The following is a 21,255-nucleotide window of genomic DNA, read 5'->3' as shown; positions in this document are numbered from 1 at the left end:
CTGCTACGTAAATGCAGCAGACATTTCTTATTTAAAAAGGGTGAGGATGAAAAAGACAATTCAATTTTTTTGCATTTTAATGCTAACAGCAGGATTTATTTCCTGTTCTTCTGATGGAGGAGATGGACCCAATCCGGGTAATGGAGTAGCTAAAGTTCCAATTCCATCTACTGGGTACACTTCCCCGAATTCCTATACAGGAATGACTTTGGTCTGGGAAGATGATTTCAATGGAAGTGTTTTGGACGCGGCAAATTGGTCTCATGAAACAGGTACCGGACAGAATGGTTGGGGAAACAATGAGCTCCAATACTACAGATCTCAAAATACTAGTTTTCAGGACGGACATTTGATTATTACCGCTAAAGAGGAAGACTTTGGGAGCAGGAAATACACCTCTTCTAGAATTGTTTCTATGAATAAGAAGCAATTTAGATATGGCAGGATAGACGTTCGGGCAGTTATGCCAAGAGGACAAGGATTGTGGCCTGCTGTCTGGATGCTTGGTTCAAACTTTCAAACTGAGGGTTGGCCAGCTTGTGGAGAGATAGACATCATGGAGATGGTAGGTGGGCAAGGCCGTGAAAATACTGTTCATGGGACAGTTCACTGGTCAAATAATGGCTCTCATGCTGAATTCAGTGGCAAAAAAACCAAAAGCAATGGCACATTGGCAGACGAGTTCCATGTTTATTCTATCGAATGGGATGCTACTTCCATCAAATGGTTTTTAGACAATCAACAGTATCACGTAATCGATACGACTCCAGCCGAATTAGATGAGTTTAGAAGAAGCTTTTTCTTTATCATGAATGTCGCTGTGGGCGGAAATTGGCCTGGGTCTCCCAATGCCACGACCACCTTTCCTCAGCATATGATTGTAGATTACGTAAGAGTATTTCAAAAACAATAAAAAAAGCCCTTCGGGGCTTTTTTTATTTCCTTTCCAAGAGCCACTCTTCAATTAACCTATTGACTTCTTCTGGTTTTTCGATACAGCTACTATGCCCTGCCCCAGTAATCATATGTAGTTCAGCCTTTTCAATTCCCATTTGGATAAATTTCGCTTTTTCCGGTTTAGTGGCGACGTCCTCATCGCCAACTATGATCATGGTAGGGCATTTGATATCAGCAAGCTCAGACTCCACTCCTTTTCTATAGATGACACCTTCAACAGGTCCTGTGATAGCTCTTTTATTAGCCATCAATTGCTTTTTCCAATACTTAACTTCGGCCTGATTACTTTCTTTGGCCAGCCAAGATCCCGCAAACATGATTGGCATTACCTTATTGGCTACGGGCGGGATTACTCCCAGCCATTTCACTATTCCATTTAGGGTTTTATACTTTGGGAGGTTTTCAACTGGTTCTGCATTTGCAGAGGTTTCCAATAATATTAAGCTTTTTATTAATTGAGGATGACGGGAAGCAAGTCTCATACCTACAAAACCTCCCATGGATAATCCAACAAAGTGAACTGGTCCATAACCTAGATTTTGAATCAATTCAGCCGCATCCTCCGCAACAGTCTCCATATCGTATGGAGCCTTAGCCTCACTTTGTCCTTGACCTCTATGATCATAAGCAATCACCCGATATCTTTTCGAAAAATGAGCGATTTGCTCCCTAAACATATGATGACTCCAAAGTAGACCATGAGAGAAAACCAGAGTTTCCTTTCCACTACCTTTTTCCTCATAAAAGAGCCTTACTCCATTTACCGTAATTGTAGGCATAGCTAATTGCTTTTAGGGGATAAACTAAAGGAAAATAAAAAAATGAGAATAGAAAAAGTCTCTAAATCCTATTCCCATTTGCTTATTTACCTATTACCAGTCCAAGCCTGGCTGCTTTAGCGAAGTATTTTCTTTCTCTTTGGCTTCCTCCACCATTTTCTTCACATCAGCAAGAAGTTGCTTAGCATCGTAGACAATCCCATCCTTGATGGTGTATTTTACGCCACCTACCCGAATTGGTTTATTATTTTCATCAATCCTGATCGCTCCCGTTCCATAGAGTACTTTGAGATTTTGTAATGGATTTTCCTCCACGATCACCATATCTGCTAATTTTCCTACTTCCACAGTGCCAAGCGTCTTTTCAAGCCCCAAAGCCTCTGCTCCATACATAGTGGCCGATCGAATAACTTCCAATGGATGGAAACCTGCTTCCCTGAGGAGCTCCATTTCTCTGATATAAGCGAAGCCATATAACTGGTAAATAAAACCTGAATCAGAGCCAGTGGTCACTCTTCCTCCTCTGTTTTTATACTCATTGACAAAAGTCATCCAGAGGCGATAATTTTCTTTCCATTGCAATTCTTCCTCTGTTGTCCAATCAAACCAGTAAGATCCATGAGACTGCCTGCTAGGGGCGTAGAATCGCCATAATGAAGGCAAAGTATAGACTTCATGCCATTCGGCAGTCCGAGCCCTCATCAGGTCTCTATTAGCTTCATAAATATTGAAGGTAGGATCTAGTGTAAAGTCCAGTTCCAATAATTCATTCATGACATTATTCCAATGCTCGGAATATGGAGGTGCTGCTTGCTTCCAAAGCTTGCCTGCCTCAGCAAATCGATGCTGCTCATTCTGATAATTGTAATCCAGTCTAAAATCCTGGATAGTTCTATCCTGAAACAAAGCCTCCGGTAACCCATACCAATGCTCCATGGAGGTCAATCCTGCTCTGGCGGAATTCAAAACATTCCATCTGGCAACATCCAGTTGTTGATGATGCATTGCTGATCGTAAACCAATTCTCTTATTCTCAGAAATTGCAGCCTCCATGACTTCCGGCTTTGCTCCGAAAAATTTGATCCCATCCGCACCTTTCGCTTTATTTTGATTCACCCAAGCTTTGGCTTGATCCGCAGTAGTAATAGGGCTTTCTGAACCCTGTCCAAAAGCTGTATATGCTAAAATCCTAGGCGCAGTAATCTGGTTTTTCGCAGACCTGTTTTTCTGACCTAGTACCCAGTCTAATCCATTACCGGCAGAAGGGTCACGAACAGTAGTGACGCCGTGAGCCATCCATAATTTATAAACATACTCTGCTGGTGTACCTTGTCCGGTACCTCCAATATGCGCATGCATATCAATGAATCCTGGAAGCAAGTAATGACCTTCCAAATCCAACACCTTGGTTTTTTCATCAGCATGAGGCCTTCTAGACTCATTAATTGGTAATCCTGGGTAACCTACATTCTGGATGCGGGTAATGATATTTTTTTCAATTACAATATCCACTGGACCCGTAGGTGGCGCTCCTGTGCCATCGATTAAAACGACTCCTCTTAAAATTAACTTGTCATATGGACCATCTCCTTCTCCCCTATCCGGGGCAGGTTGAATTTGTGCTGACAGCTGAATCGTTGCAGTCAAGCAGATTACAGCTAATAAAATTTTCTTTAACATACGGTTGGTGCTTGATAAGGTGCAATAAGATAAGGTAAAAAGCCAAATCATAAAATGGATTTGGGATAAGCAGAAATGAAAAAGGCCCTGAATGAACAGAGCCTTTATAAATATTCCTTAAAGAATTATAAGTCTTTAAACTTTTCCATGATATCCTCCGAGATTCCCGTGAAAGAATATCCTCCATCATGAAACAGGTTTTGCATAGTCACCATTTTAGTCAAATCAGAGAACATGGTCACGATGTAATCTGCACAGGCATCCGCAGATGCATTTCCTAGTGGAGATAAGGCCTCTGCAAAATTGAAGAAGGAGTCAAATCCTCCAATTCCAGTACCTGCCGTGGTTTTGGTTGGAGATTGGGAAATAGTATTCACCCTCACTTTCTTAAGCTTACCAAATCTATAGCCATAGCCTCTTGCTATGCTTTCCAATAATGCTTTCGCATCTGCCATATCAGTGTAAAATGGGAATACTCTTTGAGCGGCGATATAGGACAAACCTACAATTGAACCCCACTCCTTCATCACATCCATTTTCTCTGCCACATGCATCATTTTATGAAATGAGATAGCAGAAACGTCGTAGGACTTATTCAACCAATCGTAATTCAGCTCACCGTAGGAGCGTCCCTTTCTGATATTTGGCGACATTCCTATTGAATGCAACAGGAAGTCAAAATCAGCTCCCAAAAACTCCTTGGCTTCAGTGTACAATTTCTCGATATCCTCCACCACAGTGGCATCAGCCGGAATTACAATTGTGTCACATTCCTTTGCAAGCTCATTAATAGCTCCCATACGCATGGCGATTGGAGCATTTGTCAACACGAACTTTGCACCTTGTTCTTTAGCCTTGAGTGCTGTTTTCCAGGCAATTGAGTTTTCGTCTAAGGCACCGGTGATGATCCCTACTTTTCCTTTTAGCAAATTTTCTGGCATATAGCTTTTGATTGATGTCAAAAATACGCTGTAAAAATAGGAATTTTCCGGGAATAGCCGCCTTAATTCAACAAGAGCTCTCGAGCACTCTCTACTGCAGAGGAGGAAGGATTGGATCCGGCAATCATTTTTGCGAGTTCTTCGACCCGCTCCGAATCATCTAATAATTTGATTTTGCTGACTGTACGTTCAGATTGATTATCCTTGAAAACAAAATAATGTCTATCTCCTTTTGCCGCTACTTGTGGTAAATGAGTAATGCAGATCACTTGGTGCTTCTTGGAAATTTCTTTCATCATCCTTACCATCTGCAAGGCAACTTCTCCCGAAATCCCTGTGTCAATTTCATCAAAAATTAAAGTAGGCAAAGCCATTTTATCAGCCATCAGGTACTTGATTCCAAAAAGCAATCTTGAAAACTCCCCTCCCGAGGCCACCTTTTTCAATGCCTGAGGTTGGGAGCCTTTATTTGCAGTAAATAACAACTCAATTTCATCCAATCCACTGGCAGATGGAGGTATACTCTTTTGTTCTATTTGAATTTTGGCATTCTCCATTCCCAAATCCCCCAAAAGCCCTTGCAAAGAGGATTCAAATGCCTTAAAACAAGATTTTCTTTTTTCGCTCAAAAGCATTCCGGCATCCAGCATTTCTTTTTCAGATAGCTTGAGCTTCTTTTCTGCCTCAGCCAAATTCTCATCGAGATTCTGAAACTGAAAAACTTTGTCAGCCAATTCACTTTCAATTTGAATTAGCTCTTCTACAGAATTAACTCCATGCTTTTTTTGCAGCTGATAAATCTTACTTAACCTTTCTCTAATCTCTTCCAGCTTTTCAAAATCAATCTCCACTTTGCTTTCTTCATCGGCCAAAGTCTCAGCAAGGTCCTTCATTTCTATATAGGCCTCCTGAAATCTTTCCTGAATTCCGGAAAATTTATGAGCCAAACGAGCCAAGGACTGTAGTCCCTGTTGCACTTGTCCCAAGCCCTGAATCAAGCCGACTTGATCTTCGTGAAAAAGATTCAACATCTCATTGATTCGAAGCTTGATATCTTCCGCATTTTCAAGGATCTCCTGGCTGGATTCCAGCTCCTCCTGCTCGCCTTTTTGCAAGGTCAATACGCTCAATTCATCCAATAAAAATTGATTGAAGTCAGCCTCCTTTTGTAGATCTGCCGCCTCTTTTTGAAGTTTCTCAAAGGCCTTCTTGATACTTCTGTAGTGTTGGAAGGCTTTTTTATAGGATTCGAGTTCACCCGAGCTTTGCGCAAAGGCATCCACTAATCCCAGCTGATAGTTACCGTCTGCGAGTTGGAGTGTGTCATGTTGCGAATGAACATCCATTAATTTTACTCCTAGCTCCTTAAGAACGTCCAAAAGCACAGGAGTATCGTTGATAAAGGATCTGGATTTACCACTAGGAGAGATTTCTCTTCGGATGATGCATTGATGATCAAAATCCAGTTCTTGGGCTTCGAAAAAAGCATTTAAGCCATAATTACCTATTTCAAAAATCCCTTCAATGATGCATTTTTTATCCTCATGCAACAGCACTTTGGTATCAGCTCTTTTCCCCAAAAGCAAGCCCACCGCGCCCAGCATAATTGATTTACCTGCGCCAGTCTCACCTGTAATCATGCTCAAGGCAGAGCTAGGTTGCATTTGCAACTCATCAATCAAGGCATAATTGGAAATACTCAGTGATTTTAGCATGGCTTTTTGGAATATTACAAAGCTAAAAAAAGAGGCTTAGCTTTTCAGCAGCTCATTGTACTTTCTGGCATTATTTGGATCCACCTGTAGCAGCAGCTCCACAGCTTCGGTTCGAATTTCCAGCGGAGCATTCTTCAACACGTTAGAAATCTCGTCACTTTTGGCATCCATAAATGATATAGTGAAAATCCCATTGGGCTGAGTTTTGTTTGCATTCGCAACCAGTTTGATGGCCTCCAAAATATTTTTGTAGGCTTGATCGGGCTCAATCTGTAAAATATCCAAACCCTGTCGGTGATAGAGATAATAAGCCTCTCTGATTGAGGAAAAAACGGATGAAGTGTAAATATCATTGATCAACCAATAGCGATTTCTACGGTCTGATGTACTTTGTACCCAGCCTGCACGACCAGATTGCTGGGCATTGTTTACTATATCATTGGCAATCGCAAAAAATGGATCTCCCCCCTTATTTTCGAAGGTGTCATAATCCAATCCCAAAGCGATATTGGCATAGAATGCCAAAAGAGAACTGATATTATTCAAAAAGGTAAAACGGTTGAACTCCAGTGGCTGGGACTCTATAAATTCAAAATTCCAATTTCTGTCGGCAAAGTTGAATACCAAACTTTCATAATCGGTCCCATAGATGGGTCGGACAGTTTGAATCTGAACAGTTGCTGAATAAATACCAACCTGAGGCACCTCATTAATAGTAATCAATAGGTTTCCTTTAATTCTTTCTTCAGGTCTAAATTCATCCGAAGTCCATGATCTTCCATTGAGAAACTGCTCAAAAGAAGTTTTCATCTGATCAAAAATATTGGTATTCTGAATCCTCGCCCGATCACTGTTGATGATAACGGTAAAATTGAGTTCCTGAGCAGAAACTCTCAATCCAAGTCCTAAAAAAAGAATAGCGAAAAGCAGTTTTTTCATTCCTCTAAAAATAAGTGAAATTATCAGGCTTCTTCCCAAAGCTCCAATTTTTTGATTTCATCCAGAATAAACTCTGCGATTTCAGTTTTTGGAGCCAGTGGAGATTCTATTTTTTCTGCTTTGTTGGTGAAAATGGTGACCTTGTTGGTATCTAAACGAAAACCCGCCCCTTTTTCTTTCATAGAATTGAGAACAATGAGGTCAAAGTTTTTCTTTTTCAATTTAGCCTGAGCATTTTCTGACTCATTCTCTGTCTCCAAGGCAAACCCAACGTGGATTTGATTTAGGCTTTTATTTGCACCTAATGATTGAGCGATATCCACATTTTTTTTGAGTTGAATACTCATTTGAGAATCGTTCTTCTTGATTTTTTCAGGTGCAACTTCAGCGGGTCCATAATCAGCTACTGCTGCTGTAAAAACTGCATAATCGCAATCAGTGTGAAAAGATTTTGCTGCATCATACATTTCTTGAGCTGATTTGACATCGACCCATTGGAACTTCTCTTTTTCTATAGGAATGGAAACTGGCCCTGAAACCACATAAACATCAGCTCCTCTATTTTTAAAGGATTCTGCAAGAGCGTATCCCATTTTGCCGCTGGAATGATTGCTGATATACCTTACCGGATCTATCGCTTCTTGAGTAGGTCCCATAGTAATCAGGACCTTTTTCCCTAAAAAATCATTTTTTTTTTGAAAGAATTTAAAAAGTTCATCCAAAATATGTTCTGGCTCCATCATTCTTCCCTGACCGGAAAGACCGCTTGCCAATTCTCCCGACTCCGCCTCCAAAATATGATTTCCAAAATTGGAGAGTGTTTGAATGTTTTTTTGCACCGATGGATGTTGATACATGTCCAAATCCATGGCTGGGGCAACCATAACAGGACATTTTGCAGATAAATAAACTGCAGTGAGTAGGTTGTCACAGATCCCGTTAGCAAACTTTGCTAAGGTATTGGCACTAATCGGTGCAACTAAAATTAAATCTGCCCAAAGCCCCAAGTCAACATGATTATTCCATTCGCCTGTTTCATCTTTTTGGAATTGATGTAAAACAGGCCTCTTGGATAAGGTAGATAATGTCAATGGGGTAATAAAATCAAGAGCAGAAGCGCTCATGATGATTTGCACTTCTGCTCCTTCTTTGATTAATAAGCGGGTTAGAAAAGCAGACTTGTATGCGGCAATGCTACCGGTTACGCCAAGTATGATTCGCTTTCCTTTGAGGCTCATTTTTATTGGCCTTCTTCCTGCTCTGGGAATCTGTAAAACACCTTTTTCTCCATAAACTCTTCCATAGCAAGAGTTGACGGCTTAGGCATTCTTTCATAAAACTTGGAGATTTCGATCTGCTCCTTGTTTTCGAATACTTCTTCTAAGTTATCTACCGTAGATGCGAATTCGGAAAGTTTGTTATTCAATTCTTCCTTCAAATTGGTAGAAATCTGCTTAGCACGCTGTCCAATAATATGGATTGATTCGTAAATGTTGCCAGTGTGATCAGCAACCTTATCCAAATCTCTTGTGATGATGGATGGGTTTGTAGCCATTTTATATCAATTTAATTAATTATCAATTTTATTTACCTGAGCTACTTCTGCAGTTGCGTTAGCTTTTTCAGCCTCGGCAGCTCTCTCAGCTAATTCTTTTTTCCTTTTGAGATGAGACTCCAATTCCTGACGAGTTTCAGTCTCTATGTTTTTAACCTGCGCAGTAAATTTACTCTCAGGATATCTGCGGTAAAAATTGGATGCAAACTTGATCGCATCATTCAATCTTTCCTCTTTTTTGTTGAAAATACTGTTTTCAGCATATCCAGAGCTCACCTCCACCAATTTGTAAGCTAACTCTTCATTGTATTTACTTTCAGGATAGTCCTTGGCAAAATTCTGAAAGTTGATGATGCAAGCCCGGTAAAAATCTCCAGGATAAAGCCCATCCTTTAATCTGTAATACATAGAAGCCTCTTGATAGGCTTTTTCTTCAAATCTCCGCTCCAAATCCTGAAGCATTTCTATAGCTCTTTCATAACTAGCCGATCCAGGGAATCTGGTCACAAACTGCTGAATGGCAGCTACTGCCTCTCTGCTGCTTTGCTGATCCAAATTATAATCAGGAGCATCTAGATAGAGAGAGTACGCATGCATAAACAAAGCCTCTTCTGCTAAAGGGCTTCGATTGTATGTTCTATAAAAATTATTGAAATACCCTGCAGCCTCAATATATCTTTTTGTTTTGAAGTGACAGTTTGCATAGTTGTAATCAGCCAATTCGGCTTTTTCACTTCCGCGAATCACCGGTAAAACCTTGTCATACAAGATGATTGCTTTATTATATTCTCCCTCCTGATAATATTTATTTGCTCCATTGTAGAGCTCTTCCCAGTTGGTACTTTTTTCCAACTTGCTGAAAGGGCCGCATGAGCCTAATAATAGGATTACTAGAAGAAGATTAAGGTACTGTAAGCGCATGTTCATTTTCAAGACCGCAAATATACGGGATATTAATTGGTATTCAAATGGATAGGATGGGATCTAAATTACTTCTTCACAACGAGCTTTTTGGTCACAATATTTTTATTGTTTACAAAAAGAGTGTAGAAATAAACTCCGGGATTGAAGTCAGAAACATTGATGACCAGAGTGTTTCTTTCCGGATCTAACTCATATTCAGCTACTGGATTTCCGATAAAGCTGTTAATTGTAATTTTTGCTTTCGCTTTTTCATTCTTGATATCGTAATCCAACTGTGCTATACGGTTGCTGGGATTAGGATATACATCTGAAAGGGTCAAATCCTCATAATCAAAGCCATCTGCCTTTTTATTAGGATTGTTGACATTGTATTCTGCTTCTACCAAGAAGGATTCTCTCAAATTATCTACGTTGACAAAAACCAAGTCGAAAGAACCTCTCGTTTCAGCAATTCCCATTTCAAAATCCAGGTAAAAATCTGTCACAATTTCACCCGGCTTAAGAGTTAATTTGATTTTAGCCAAATCTCTTTTGGCATCATAACACTGCTCCCCTATACAAACTTTCATTTTTTGAGAGGAACCGATATTTCCAACCAAATTTTTCAAGAAAAAGGTTTTTGTCTTATCGGATTCATTTTGAAGAATTACAGTTTTTCTTTGGGAAGTGCCTATAGAGCCTGAAAAATCCAAACTTTCACTGAGCACATGAACTTGCTGAGCTTCCGAAAATAGCGGAAACGCAAGCACTAGCCACGCGAAAAGTTTGAGAAAATTCTTCATGTAAAGTTTTAATCGATAAGCCCTTGAGTTGTTTATACTTCAATGAATATACGTACAAATTTATGTCGAGGATAGTCTTTCGGTAAAAAATTTGGGTTAATTGTTGTTAACCTCCTTAAAATATTTTTTAGACTAATTCGTTACCTCAGTTGTTCTTAGTCTTCAGAGGTGTTAAAACAGGTTTTTTCTTATTCAAACCTCTTTTTTCCAGTGATTTTTGTATTTCCTCTTCGGTCGGCATCCTGATTTCCGCATTGGGTTCATTAAAAAGATTTTTTTGATCAGGATCGATTTCAATTACCGGTCTCCAAGCGAAAATTGAATCCAAAACTGGTTTTTCCTCCAACCTCCATAAAAAGCCATCGAGTCTTGAGCTCTTTTCATCCAACTTTTGCACTGGAATAAAACGCCCATCAGGCTTAATATCATACTTCACACGCTTAATTGCTCCTTCTTTGAACTTTAATTCAATAGTGGCTGACAAGGTTCGGTTGACACCCTGAGTCAAAGTATCGCCTTCCAGCGCAAAATATAAAGACTCTCCATTCCCTTCAATATTCAGTTTACTGATTTGCCCTTCCTCAAAAAAGCCAGTCATCTTCCTGCCTTTCATTTGATTGAAGTTTGTCAAAGTATCAGTCATTATGGCAAAAGCCTTTTCCTTCATAAAGACCCGTTTCAACTCTTCATTTTCAATATAAAAAACCATAGAATCAGCAGAAATCTGGCTTTTTTGATTCCATATGACTGGGTCTTGAAATAGTTGAATGGTGGAATCATTGTAATTATAAACCAAAGAATCCGCTATCCCTGAAAGGTCGGCTTTGATTAAATTAATAGAATGGAAAGCCAATAAATACTTTGCAGAATCAGACTCATGATCCTGAGAAATCAAGGTGTCTGCAGTTAAATAAAGCGTATCTTTTTCGAAGTATCTTCTTACCAAAGCTTTGCCATGCACCAAGCTATATCCTCTATCCTCCCAATATTGACCTACATCCCCAAAAATCTCAACTTGCCTTTCCTTGTTAAAAACCCGGACATTCTCTTTTCCTTCATAATACGCTTCCAGCTCTTTATACAAAAGCTCTTCCGCTTTCACTCTACTTGTCTCAGTCTCTACTACCCCGTCAAAAAATCGGAAATTCTTATTTTGAGTGTCATAAAAACTCCCTTTCTGAGCATCCAGTGTGTTACCTTCTTTTGATACCAGGTTAGTCAACCCTTTAGTCTCTGCAGTTTTGGGGATTGTCAGATACACCAGATATTCAGTTTTCATGGTGTAATCAGGATTTACTAAGACCACCTTATCCAAAAAAGTGATTCGTTCCCGATTCACTTCATACCTACCTCTTTCACTGGTCAGTACGTTGGTCGAGTCTACCACCTTCCCTTTGTTGAAATAAGTGGCTATATTTTGAGCTCTGTCGTAGTTGAGATAATCTGTGTAAAGCGTGGTTTCTCCATTGGTGAAAACCACCTTATTTCTCAGCTTGGCCAACTTAGTATTTCCATCGTATTCAGCATAAGTACTTCGGGTGGTGACCGGATCTTCCTGATCCTCTATCAAAACTCTTCCGTAAAGTTTTGCCATGTTGCTCGTTCTGAAAAAATGAGCCGAGTCACAGGAAATTAGTGTATTCTGATTCTTCATCCGAACAGACCCAAGCAATCTTTCGAAACCATTTGCACCTTTTAGGGAGTCAGCTTTCAAAATTTCCAGCGTATTGGTTCCCTGCCCAAAAGACGAAAAAGTCCAAAGGGTGAAAATCAAAATGGAAAGGAAACTGAACGGGGATTTTTTCATTGATGAATTCAAGTGGGCAAAATTAGTAGAAAAAGCTATTTTTGATCAATGATTACAGCTTTTAAAGAGCATATACGCCAAAAGTCCCTTTTAGATGAGAACTTCAGCTATCTTTTTGCCTGCAGCGGAGGAATAGACAGCATGGTATTGGGGGATTTATTGCTCAAATCGAATATTCAGTTTGAAGTTGCCCATGTCAATTTTGGATTAAGAAGTCATGAGAGCGACGAGGACGAAGAATTTGTAAAAAAATGGGCAGAGAAAAATCAGCTTCACCTTCATACCCACCATGCTGATGCAATGGCGGTGGCAGAGGAAAAGAAGATTTCAATTCAGATGGCTGCCAGAGAAATTCGATACGCTTGGTTCGAAAAGCTGAATACTGAAAGAAAACTTTCCGGAATCATATTGGCTCATCAGGAGGATGATCAACTGGAAACCATTTTTTTAAACCTTTTAAGAGGAACCGGCATGGAAGGCATTCAGGGTATGGCCGACAGAAAAGGCTTACTTATACGTCCTTTACTTCCATTTAGCAGAGCAGAAATAGAGAATCATGCAAAAGAAAAAGGGATAAGCTGGAGAGAAGACAGCTCCAATCTCAAAACAGACTACAAGCGAAATAAATTGAGATTGGAAGCCTTGCCTGCTTTGTATGAAGTTGCCAGCGATGCACGAAAAAATATACTGGGCAGCTTTGTAAGACTAAAGGACTCTGCCAGGGCTTTTAATCATCTTTTTGAAAACTGGAAAAAGGATCAAATCCGCGTTGATGGAGATTACCAGTTTCTCCCATTTCATGCCATTCAAAACACCCCCGGCGCTGTTTCTTTGGTTTTCCACTGGCTCAAACCATTTGGGTTTAATTCAGATCAGGCTGAAGGAATAGTTGATGCTTGTAGTAATCCTCAAGCAGGAAAAATATTTGAAACTGGAGCTTACCAAGCAAGTATTGACCGAGAGGAAGTTATTTTAAGCCCTAAGCATCAAAACTTCGATCCTATTGAGATCAACAGAGATGATATTGGTTTAACTATCGAAGAAGACCGCTATGAGTTGATCAAGATGGATACTGGCTCAAGGATGGATACATTGAGGGAAAATGCCATGTTGGATTTTGAAAAATTGGATTTTCCACTGGAAATCAGAAGCTGGGAATTGGGAGATCGATTTATTCCACTAGGAATGAAAAACAGCAAGAAAATCTCAGACTTTTTGATAGATTTGAAAGTATCTCTGGCAGAAAAATCCAAAGTGAAGGTATTGATCTCCAACGGAAAAATCGCATGGGTAATCGGTTACAGAATTGCCGACTGGGCTAAGTGTGATGCCTCCACCAGAAAAATTTATTACATCAAACATTTATCCTGATGCTGAACCCATTTTCTAAAACTTACACAGAGGAAGATCAGAAAACTTTTGATTTCCTGCGGATGATCAAGTTTTTTGAGCGTCTGAGAAATAAGGAAATGGCTCGTTTTCTTCCCGCCATGCATCAGAGAAAATATGCCAAAGACGAAGTGATATTTTTCAGCAAGGATCCGAGTCAGGCTTTATATCTGGTGAAAAAAGGTCAGGTAATCCTAACCATAGATATCAAGGATAATTTTGAGTCAATTTTGGAAATTAACAAAGGAGAAGCCTTCGGGGAGAATTCTCTTTTGGAAAATGCAAAAAGAACCTACACCGCCATCGTTACATCAGAAGAAGCTGATTTGATCGTGATCCCTCATTTTGCCATTCAAGAGATATTCGACTCCAATCCAAAAATCAAAGCAAAAATGATGACTTCATTGGCTGAATATTACAATGAAAACAATCAGAGGCTATTCAGATCCTACAGAGAATCGTTTGGATTCTTCAGCTTGAGGCAGATGTTTGAATAAGAATAATCAATTGGGGAATTGATCCTTGAGGAAAATCATCCTAGCTTGATTGAATTTGGAAATCCTTCCAGAAAATCTAAAAGCTTAACCATTAATTTATCCCTTCAGAAAACCGATAAACAAAGTATTGGCCTGAGGGTTTCTAATCCGTTCATTGTTTAATAACTTAGCGCCGCTTTTTAAAGGCTTTATCAATAAAAAAATCAATATATCATGAGCAAAGTAACCGTAGTAGGGGCTGGTAACGTAGGAGCAACCTGCGCTGACGTATTAGCCTATCGAGAAATCGCTGAAGAAATTGTTTTGGTAGATATCAAAGAGGGAGTTGCTGAAGGCAAGGCCTTGGATATTTGGCAAAAGGCTCCTATCAATCAGTACGACTCCAGAACTGTAGGAAGCACTAATGATTACAGCAAAACTGCTAATTCTGATGTGGTAGTAATCACGTCTGGTCTACCTCGTAAACCGGGAATGACTCGTGATGACTTGATCGAGACCAATGCAGGAATCGTAAAATCTGTAACTGAAAATGTGATCAAGCATTCTCCGAATGCAATCATTATCGTGGTATCCAACCCACTTGACGTAATGACTTATCAGGCGCATTTGACTTCAAAACTTCCAAGAAACAAGGTAATGGGTATGGCTGGTATCTTGGATACTGCCAGATACAGAGCTTTCTTAGCCGATGAACTGAACGTTTCTGGAAAAGAAATTCAGGCAATTCTGATGGGTGGTCATGGTGATACCATGGTTCCTCTTCCTAGATATACTACAGTGGCAGGTATCCCAGTGACAGAATTGATCGCAAAAGACAAACTGGATGCAATCATTGAAAGAACCAAGTTCGGAGGTGGAGAATTGGTGAAATTGATGGGAACTTCTGCTTGGTATGCACCAGGATCTGCAGCTGCTCAGATGGTAGAAGCTATCTTGAAAAATCAAAGAAGAGTATTCCCTGTTTGTATCAAACTGGAAGGTGAATACGGAATCGATGACTGCTACTTAGGTGTGCCTGTAATTCTTGGTAAAAATGGTATCGAGAAAGTTATCGAACTAGACCTAAACGATGAAGAAAAAGCATTGCTAGAAACTTCTAGAGGTCACGTGAAAGAAGTGATGAATGTATTGGATGGATTGTCCAAGTAATTCTTTCTGAACTCACAATAAATGACCCGAGATGCTTGGAATACCTTGCGTCTCGGGTCTGATTTTTGTTAATTTCAGAGAAGACTAAAACCGACTAAGTGAAAATCTGGAAAAGCTTACTTGTTCTCCTTACTGTTTTAACCCTAGCTGCTGCTGGATATTGGGTTTATACCAAGTATTTTTCTTCCACTAAAATAAGTAATCTCGAACTCCTCAGTCAGGATGCAGTTTTTGTCTTAGAGTCGCAACAAACAGGAGATTTTTGGAATGAGCTAGTCGCTCATCCTTCCTGGAATATTTTCAAAAATTACCCTGCCTTCCAAAAGCTATCATCTCACTTAATCACCTTAGATAGCCTTACCGGAAACAGTGGAAAAGTCAACCAACTTCTCAATAAGAATACTTTCACGGTAAGTTATCACCCCACGGGTTCCGAAAACTTTGACTTGCTCTTCACTCTTCAGGCATCAGAAGGAACTGGTCAAAATCTCCAGGAAGAGATTACTCAAAAACTTCCAAAAGGTGCGAGGTTAAGTACGAGGAGTTATTCTGATCAACCTGTGATTGAGTATTTCGATGAAAAAAATACGCGCAGTTGGAGCTTTTCATTTTTGGGATCGGTCATCGTTGCCTCACAGTCTTCTTTATTGATAGAAGAAGCCATTCGAAATTTCATTAACCCAGAACTTCCAACCTATCAGGATCTCATCCCAAAAAACCAGCAAAACACTAAAAGCAGACCAACTTTATGGGTAAGCGGAAAAGGGCTTGGGAGTTTATTAAGAGGCGTGGGGAATCAAAGGGAAAGCCTTGCAGTTAGAAGCCTCCAAAATTTAGAAGCAGTCACTGGACTTGAAATTTCCTTAGAAGAGGGAGAAATCAGGATGGAAGGCCCTATTTTCCTTCAGGAAGATATCAATTTCACCCCATCAATCTCTGCAAACCTTACAGAAATACAGAAAGCCATTTCAATGGCTACCTATTCCGTGACCCAGTTTAACCTGCAAAGCATTTTTGAGACGCAGGCTTTGGAAAATAGAGCCTTTTCAGGGAAATCCACTTTTTTGGCAGAAGTACAAAGAAATTTAGTGGACCGTGGTTTTCTCGACAGCTTTACTGGCGAACTTTACCTTTTAGAATTGGAGGCCTTTGGTGGATCCAGTCAAAACTTGGCGCTATTAGGGCGAAGCTCTGAAAGCCAACAAGCATTTGATCTTCTCAGAAATTTCGTCAATTCACAAGGGAGTCAAACTACAGACTTTTATGCTAACAAGGAAATCCTATATGTGGGAGATGAAGAGTTTCCTGCTCATCTTTTCAAAGGAAAATTTTTCGGATTCAATCAAACCTTCATCACACAAGTAGATGAGCTTTTGATTTTTGCCAACTCCCAACAAGCAATGAAGCTGATTTTGGATGATTACCAAAACCAAAACAATTGGGCTAATGAACAAAGAGCCCCAGAAGCAAAAAAAGCACTTAGTCCAACTTCCGGTTTTTCAAGGATTTATTTGACCTCAAAAATCTGGGATTCTTGGACCAAACTCGCAAACCCCTCTTGGAGCACCTTTTTGCAGAAATATGCGTCAGCATTTCAAGCCTTCCCCTATGTCAGTTTTAAAATTAATCAGATAGGAGAAGAAAGGCGGGCAACTTTGATTTTGCCTTTAGCTAGCACTGACATCAAAGAAATCAAGACCGAGACCATGGTCAGCTTGAAGGCTGAAAGCAAAATCCCATTTAGCAGCAAATTAATATTCGGGCCCCAGGCTATCAGTAATTATCAGGATGGAACAGAGGACATAATTGTGCAAGATCAGGAAAATGTGGTCTATCTGATAAATTCTGCCGGCGAAATTGTTTACAATCAAAAGCTCTCCGGACCTATTGTTTCAGATGTTTTCCAGATAGACTATTACAAAAACGGAAAACTTCAAGCCCTTTTAGCTACCTCTGATGCTATTTATGGAATTGACCGATTGGGTAATCCTTTACCGAATTATCCTTTCAGGTTTAATTCCGAAAAAATAAGACATCTGAATCTTGTAGACTACGATAACAACAAGGAATATCGATATTTCCTAAGTACAGAACAGGGAAGCCTGTATTTGTTGGATAAAACCGGGGAAAGACTGGAAGGCTGGAACCCACTTCAGATTGGAGGAAAAACAGTTTCCCCTCCTACTCACTATAGGGTGCCTGGTAAGGGAGACTTCATGGTTGCCAGCACTGAGTCTGGATCTCTATTTCTTTTCAACAGGAGAGGCGAAAAGCAAAGCGGCAGCCCAATCAAGCTTACAGATGAATTAAGTTCAGGTTTAGTTTACAATAGAACTGCAGGAAGTGCCGGCTTTTTCCTTTCAGCCATTTCCTCCAATGGAGAAATCATCCATGTCAACTTTGATGGGGAAGTCACCTATAGAAATCAATTGATCATTGAGGACAAAGACAATGATTTTGTCCTAGTACCAGATCAGCAAGAGATGGATTTTGTGATTATTTCCAGAAACTTCAATCAAATCAAAGTAATGAACCGAGAAGAGGAAGAACTCTTTACTGTTCGGGTTGCAGAAGGTAATTTAAAATACCAATATTTCGATTTTGGATCAGGAAGGAAAATAATAGTGATTACGGATCCCCTACAGGAGTTTTCTTACCTCTACGATATGAGCGGAAATCTTTTGACGCAGCTCCCTCCTGAAAGTCTGGGCAAACTGGAAATCAGCTATCAGGCTAACCTAGGTCAATATTTAATCAGAACCATCAGCGGGAATTATCTGACTACCTATCAATTAAGCGACTAATTGATTTTAAATTGCCCTAGGCTTCTAAATTGAGTACCTTTGCGGGAATCATTAGAGATCCTATGCTTCAGAAATTTCTAGTCAACTGCCTTTTTACATTCTTTTTTATTGGATTTGCCTCTGCGCAGCTTATCACAGATAATCCAAAAGTTGAAACAGTCGCCAAAGAGGTTAATTTAAGCTCACCCTATCATACTACGCTTACTTTCTTCTATAATCTAGAGGAGAGCAACTATAAGCCTGAAAGAGCTTCGAGAGCCTTGGATTTCACAGGCTTGGAAGAAGAGTATGATGATGAAAAATTAAGTGTCAAGCTAAAGCAGATTTTTGAAGGGAAAGGCGTAATTATTCGCACCAGTTCCATCCCAAACTTACCTAATTACCAAGACACCACTTCAGGCGCACCTGAATCGGTTTATTTTTTTGATAAATCAAAAATGCCTGGGGTATTCCTGGAGAAAGTTGGAAAGCAGTGGAAATTTTCATCTTTCACAGTAAGTCAGATAGATGATCTCCATCAGCAGACTTATCCTTATGGAACGGACCGATTACTCAACCTCCTTCCTAAAATAGGAAATGATGAATATTTAGGTCTTCACCTATGGCAATTAACAGGCATATTCCTACTGATTTTATTGGTATTTGTTGCCCATTTCTTCTTCACTTTCGTGGTAGACAAGGTGCTGGTTTACTTTTTCAGAAGAGTAGGTTATCAAAAATTAGGAGAAAATTATCTTCTCCCCGTTGCTAGAGTGACTAGCTTCTATCTGATTGTAATGGTCTTATCCTTATTTCTTCCGGTATTACAGTTACCCGTGGAAATATGGTCCTGGATTGTGATTATCCTGAATACTTTAAAGCCATTCCTGATCACAGTCATTTTTTACAAATTGGTCAATGTGGTAGCCGTATATTTTGCGAGACTAGCCACCAAAACAGAATCTACCCTTGACGACCAGTTAGTGCCACTGATGCGCAAAACGCTAAAAGCATTTGTGGTCATCATCGGTACCCTTTTTATCCTCAGAGATGGCCTGAACCTAGACATTATCCCATTCCTAACCGGTCTTTCTATCGGTGGTGTGGCAATCGCTCTGGCAGCTCAAGACACCATCAAAAACTTCTTTGGTTCAGTCATGATATTTATTGACAAACCTTTTCAGGTGGGCGACTGGATTACATCCGGAGATATTGATGGCACAGTGGAAGAAGTAGGCTTTAGATCTACCCGAATCAGAACATTCAGAAATTCCTTGATGTATGTCCCAAATGGAAAAATTGCAGATGCTGTATTGGATAACCATGGACTTAGACAGTATAGGAGATTTTATACTACCCTAACCATTACTTATGATACTCCTCCACAGCTGATTGAGGAATTTGTAAAAGGATTAAAGGAGATTGTCTTAGCACATCCGAATACCCGAAAGGATTATTTTAATGTTTATTTCAACAACCTTTCAGCCTATAGCCAAGACATCATGTTTTACGTCTTTTTCGAAGTCCCAACCTGGCCGGAAGAGCTTCGCTGCAGACATGAATTACTGATTCAAATTGTCAAGCTGGCAAATACTTTGGGCGTTAGATTTGCCTTCCCTACGCAAACCTTGCACATGGAATCTTTCCCTGAGAAAAAGGGATTAGTACCGGAATATGCGACTGAATCTGTGTACTACCAGAAAAAACTGGGGGAATTTATGCAGCAGGAGATTCATAAGAAAAACGACTAATCTAATTTTCTGCAGCTTTTACTTCGAAATAACTTTCCCAGCTTTGTGTGCTTCCATCTTCCGATTGATATTGAATAGACATTTGGTACAATCCCGGTAAATCTGAAGTAATAATTTTGACTTCAGAAAGATCTACCCTACCTCCGGATTCTGATTTCCAGGTTAGTACAGACCTTAAGTCTTCAAAATTTCTGATTTCCTGAGGCTGACCGAATTCGGACTCAAGCTCCACGGGAATTTGGATGCCTTGATAAGGAGAATAGATGGCGTTGGTCGGTAAAGGAAAGCCACCAACATCACTTTTGTAAGAAGAGAAACTAATCACCCCTTCGTAGTTCTGTTCATTCAGGTAAAAGACCCTTGCCAGCAAATCCAATTTTTCGAAGCTTTTTGGATTAAATGCCGCCAATTGATCTGAATTGAAAACTGGCATTCCATCTACCAGCATCAAGGGGTTACCTTCGAACCGATTCCCGAATTCATTATTGGATCTAAATTCTTTCTTCCCTGATCGGGTCCTAACTGCTACAGAAGGGACATATTCTTTGATCACTGTTTCTACACTTTCGAAGCGAGTATAATCGTCGAGATTATAGGAGTAATCAGCAACAAATCCCGTGACTACCGGAACGGGTTCCTGATTCAATTTTTCTCGAAAATAGGTTTGCACTCCACTACTCAGTAATAGTTTTTGAAGCAACCCTTGATCTGCCAATGATATCTCAAGTTGAGGGATAGTGAATCCATTCTTGAAACTGGTTTTTACTGCCGGAGATTGAAGTTCAAAATTCATCAGATCTCCATTTTGATCTGCCTGAGCAATCAAGAACTTCCAATGCTTCAGGCCACCGATATCAAAAAATAGATTTCCATTGGCATCTGGTCTGTCTGAGTATAGTGCTGACTCTATTCCATGAACAGAAAGAAAGTAAACCTTAGAGGTATCCACTTCATTTGGGTTCACCTTGGCAGCTACGATATGTCCAAACAATTCTGGTATCAACACTCCCTCGGCTTTTCCTTCATACAATTGAGAGGACGGGATTTGTCTTTCCTCTTCCAAGAATGGATTAACCAAGCTTACCTTGAGCTCTTGAATTTTTTGCCCCTTTAATTCTTCAGGAATATCTATAATTTCCTTTGGGTTGAATTGATCTTTGATCAAAGTAAAGCTCCCTTTTTGCTGTCCTTTTTTGACTATTTGCTCTACCCTATTGGCTACTACCTTTGGAGGGATTCTAGGATTGAAAATAGTAACCAATTGTTGCTTCAACCCATTTTCCAAATTGAGCAAGGGACTGATACGAGTATATATTCTCAATAAATAATGATCTGAAGGAAGATTGGAAGGAATTTCCAAAAAGTGCAATGCCTCTCCTTGTTCTAGTAAGATCTTCGCTAAATGAACGGACTCATTTTCCCGATTTAACAATTCTGCATAGAGCACCTGGGAGGAGCTAGGCTTTCCTTTCTGAGTAACTTCTGCAGAAATCCATATTTTTTCTTCAGTAAAATAAATAGTCTTAGGAATACTGTATGAAACCTGTTCTTCTACCAGATTTTGACAGAAAGCATTGGGCAAGTGATACATAAAAGCAAGAATCACT

17 protein-coding genes are annotated in these 21,255 nt (G+C 39.8%); 6 read left to right on the top strand and 11 right to left on the bottom strand.

Translation table 11 applies throughout. The features are described from left to right. Positions 1-46: 46 nt before the first annotated feature. On the top strand, positions 47-913 hold the full coding sequence (locus BM073_RS08030; protein ID WP_091652957.1) for a glycoside hydrolase family 16 protein: 867 nt from the start codon (positions 47-49) through the stop codon (positions 911-913). Positions 914-935: 22 nt separating this feature from the next. On the opposite strand, the gene BM073_RS08025 is transcribed toward BM073_RS08030, so the two are convergent. From BM073_RS08025 to BM073_RS07980, 10 genes are all read right to left on the bottom strand, one after another. Continuing rightward, the gene (locus BM073_RS08025) at positions 936-1,736 is read right to left on the bottom strand and encodes an alpha/beta fold hydrolase (RefSeq protein WP_091652954.1); all 801 of its coding nucleotides are present in this window, start codon (positions 1,734-1,736) and stop codon (positions 936-938) included. A 93-nt stretch (positions 1,737-1,829) separates the two neighbouring features. Further along, positions 1,830-3,416, bottom strand: a complete 1,587-nt coding sequence (locus BM073_RS08020; RefSeq protein WP_091653062.1) for an amidohydrolase family protein — start codon at positions 3,414-3,416, stop codon at positions 1,830-1,832. 125 nt (positions 3,417-3,541) lie between these two features. Further along, positions 3,542-4,357, bottom strand: coding sequence for an enoyl-ACP reductase FabI (locus BM073_RS08015; protein WP_091652950.1), 816 nt, complete (start codon positions 4,355-4,357; stop codon positions 3,542-3,544). Between the two features lie 62 nt (positions 4,358-4,419). Further along, the gene (gene recN / locus BM073_RS08010) at positions 4,420-6,072 is read right to left on the bottom strand and encodes a DNA repair protein RecN (protein ID WP_091652947.1); all 1,653 of its coding nucleotides are present in this window, start codon (positions 6,070-6,072) and stop codon (positions 4,420-4,422) included. Positions 6,073-6,108: 36 nt separating this feature from the next. Beyond that, entirely contained in the window at positions 6,109-7,011 is a 903-nt protein-coding gene (porD, locus tag BM073_RS08005) for a type IX secretion system protein PorD (RefSeq protein ID WP_091652943.1), read from the bottom strand. A gap of 23 nt (positions 7,012-7,034) precedes the next feature. Then, a complete protein-coding gene (gene coaBC / locus BM073_RS08000; protein WP_091652940.1) occupies positions 7,035-8,249 on the bottom strand; it encodes a bifunctional phosphopantothenoylcysteine decarboxylase/phosphopantothenate--cysteine ligase CoaBC in 1,215 nt (404 codons plus the stop codon). A 2-nt stretch (positions 8,250-8,251) separates the two neighbouring features. Further along, complete coding sequence (locus BM073_RS07995; protein WP_091652937.1) at positions 8,252-8,566, bottom strand: DNA-directed RNA polymerase subunit omega; 315 nt, start codon at positions 8,564-8,566, stop codon at positions 8,252-8,254. Between the two features lie 15 nt (positions 8,567-8,581). Then, a complete protein-coding gene (locus BM073_RS07990) occupies positions 8,582-9,493 on the bottom strand; it encodes an outer membrane protein assembly factor BamD (protein WP_407639969.1) in 912 nt (303 codons plus the stop codon). A gap of 62 nt (positions 9,494-9,555) precedes the next feature. Further along, complete coding sequence (locus BM073_RS07985; RefSeq protein WP_091652931.1) at positions 9,556-10,272, bottom strand: T9SS type A sorting domain-containing protein; 717 nt, start codon at positions 10,270-10,272, stop codon at positions 9,556-9,558. A 145-nt stretch (positions 10,273-10,417) separates the two neighbouring features. After that, complete coding sequence (locus tag BM073_RS07980) at positions 10,418-12,079, bottom strand: OstA-like protein (RefSeq protein ID WP_091652928.1); 1,662 nt, start codon at positions 12,077-12,079, stop codon at positions 10,418-10,420. Positions 12,080-12,127: 48 nt separating this feature from the next. Here BM073_RS07980 and tilS point away from each other — a divergent pair, with 48 nt between their 5' ends. From tilS to BM073_RS07955, 5 genes are all read left to right on the top strand, one after another. Further along, the gene (gene tilS / locus BM073_RS07975) at positions 12,128-13,450 is read left to right on the top strand and encodes a tRNA lysidine(34) synthetase TilS (protein ID WP_091652925.1); all 1,323 of its coding nucleotides are present in this window, start codon (positions 12,128-12,130) and stop codon (positions 13,448-13,450) included. After that, a complete protein-coding gene (locus BM073_RS07970; RefSeq protein ID WP_091652922.1) occupies positions 13,450-13,965 on the top strand; it encodes a Crp/Fnr family transcriptional regulator in 516 nt (171 codons plus the stop codon). Before tilS ends, BM073_RS07970 begins: the two co-directional genes overlap by 1 nt. 213 nt (positions 13,966-14,178) lie before the next feature. Next, a complete protein-coding gene (gene mdh, locus BM073_RS07965; RefSeq protein WP_091652920.1) occupies positions 14,179-15,114 on the top strand; it encodes a malate dehydrogenase in 936 nt (311 codons plus the stop codon). A gap of 98 nt (positions 15,115-15,212) precedes the next feature. Then, on the top strand, positions 15,213-17,918 hold the full coding sequence (locus tag BM073_RS07960) for a hypothetical protein (RefSeq protein ID WP_091652917.1): 2,706 nt from the start codon (positions 15,213-15,215) through the stop codon (positions 17,916-17,918). 62 nt (positions 17,919-17,980) lie between these two features. After that, positions 17,981-19,648 carry a mechanosensitive ion channel family protein gene (locus tag BM073_RS07955; RefSeq protein ID WP_091653060.1) on the top strand — a complete coding sequence of 556 codons (1,668 nt, stop codon included), beginning with the start codon at positions 17,981-17,983 and terminating at the stop codon, positions 19,646-19,648. A gap of 1 nt (position 19,649) precedes the next feature. On the opposite strand, the gene BM073_RS07950 is transcribed toward BM073_RS07955, so the two are convergent. Continuing rightward, positions 19,650-21,239, bottom strand: coding sequence for a hypothetical protein (locus tag BM073_RS07950; RefSeq protein WP_139217464.1), 1,590 nt, complete (start codon positions 21,237-21,239; stop codon positions 19,650-19,652). Between the last annotated feature and the right edge of the window lie 16 nt (positions 21,240-21,255).

Source organism: Algoriphagus ornithinivorans (genome assembly GCF_900115305.1).
Classification (GTDB): Bacteria; Bacteroidota; Bacteroidia; order Cytophagales; family Cyclobacteriaceae; genus Algoriphagus; species Algoriphagus ornithinivorans.
This window is presented reverse-complemented; position numbering and strand designations above follow the sequence as displayed.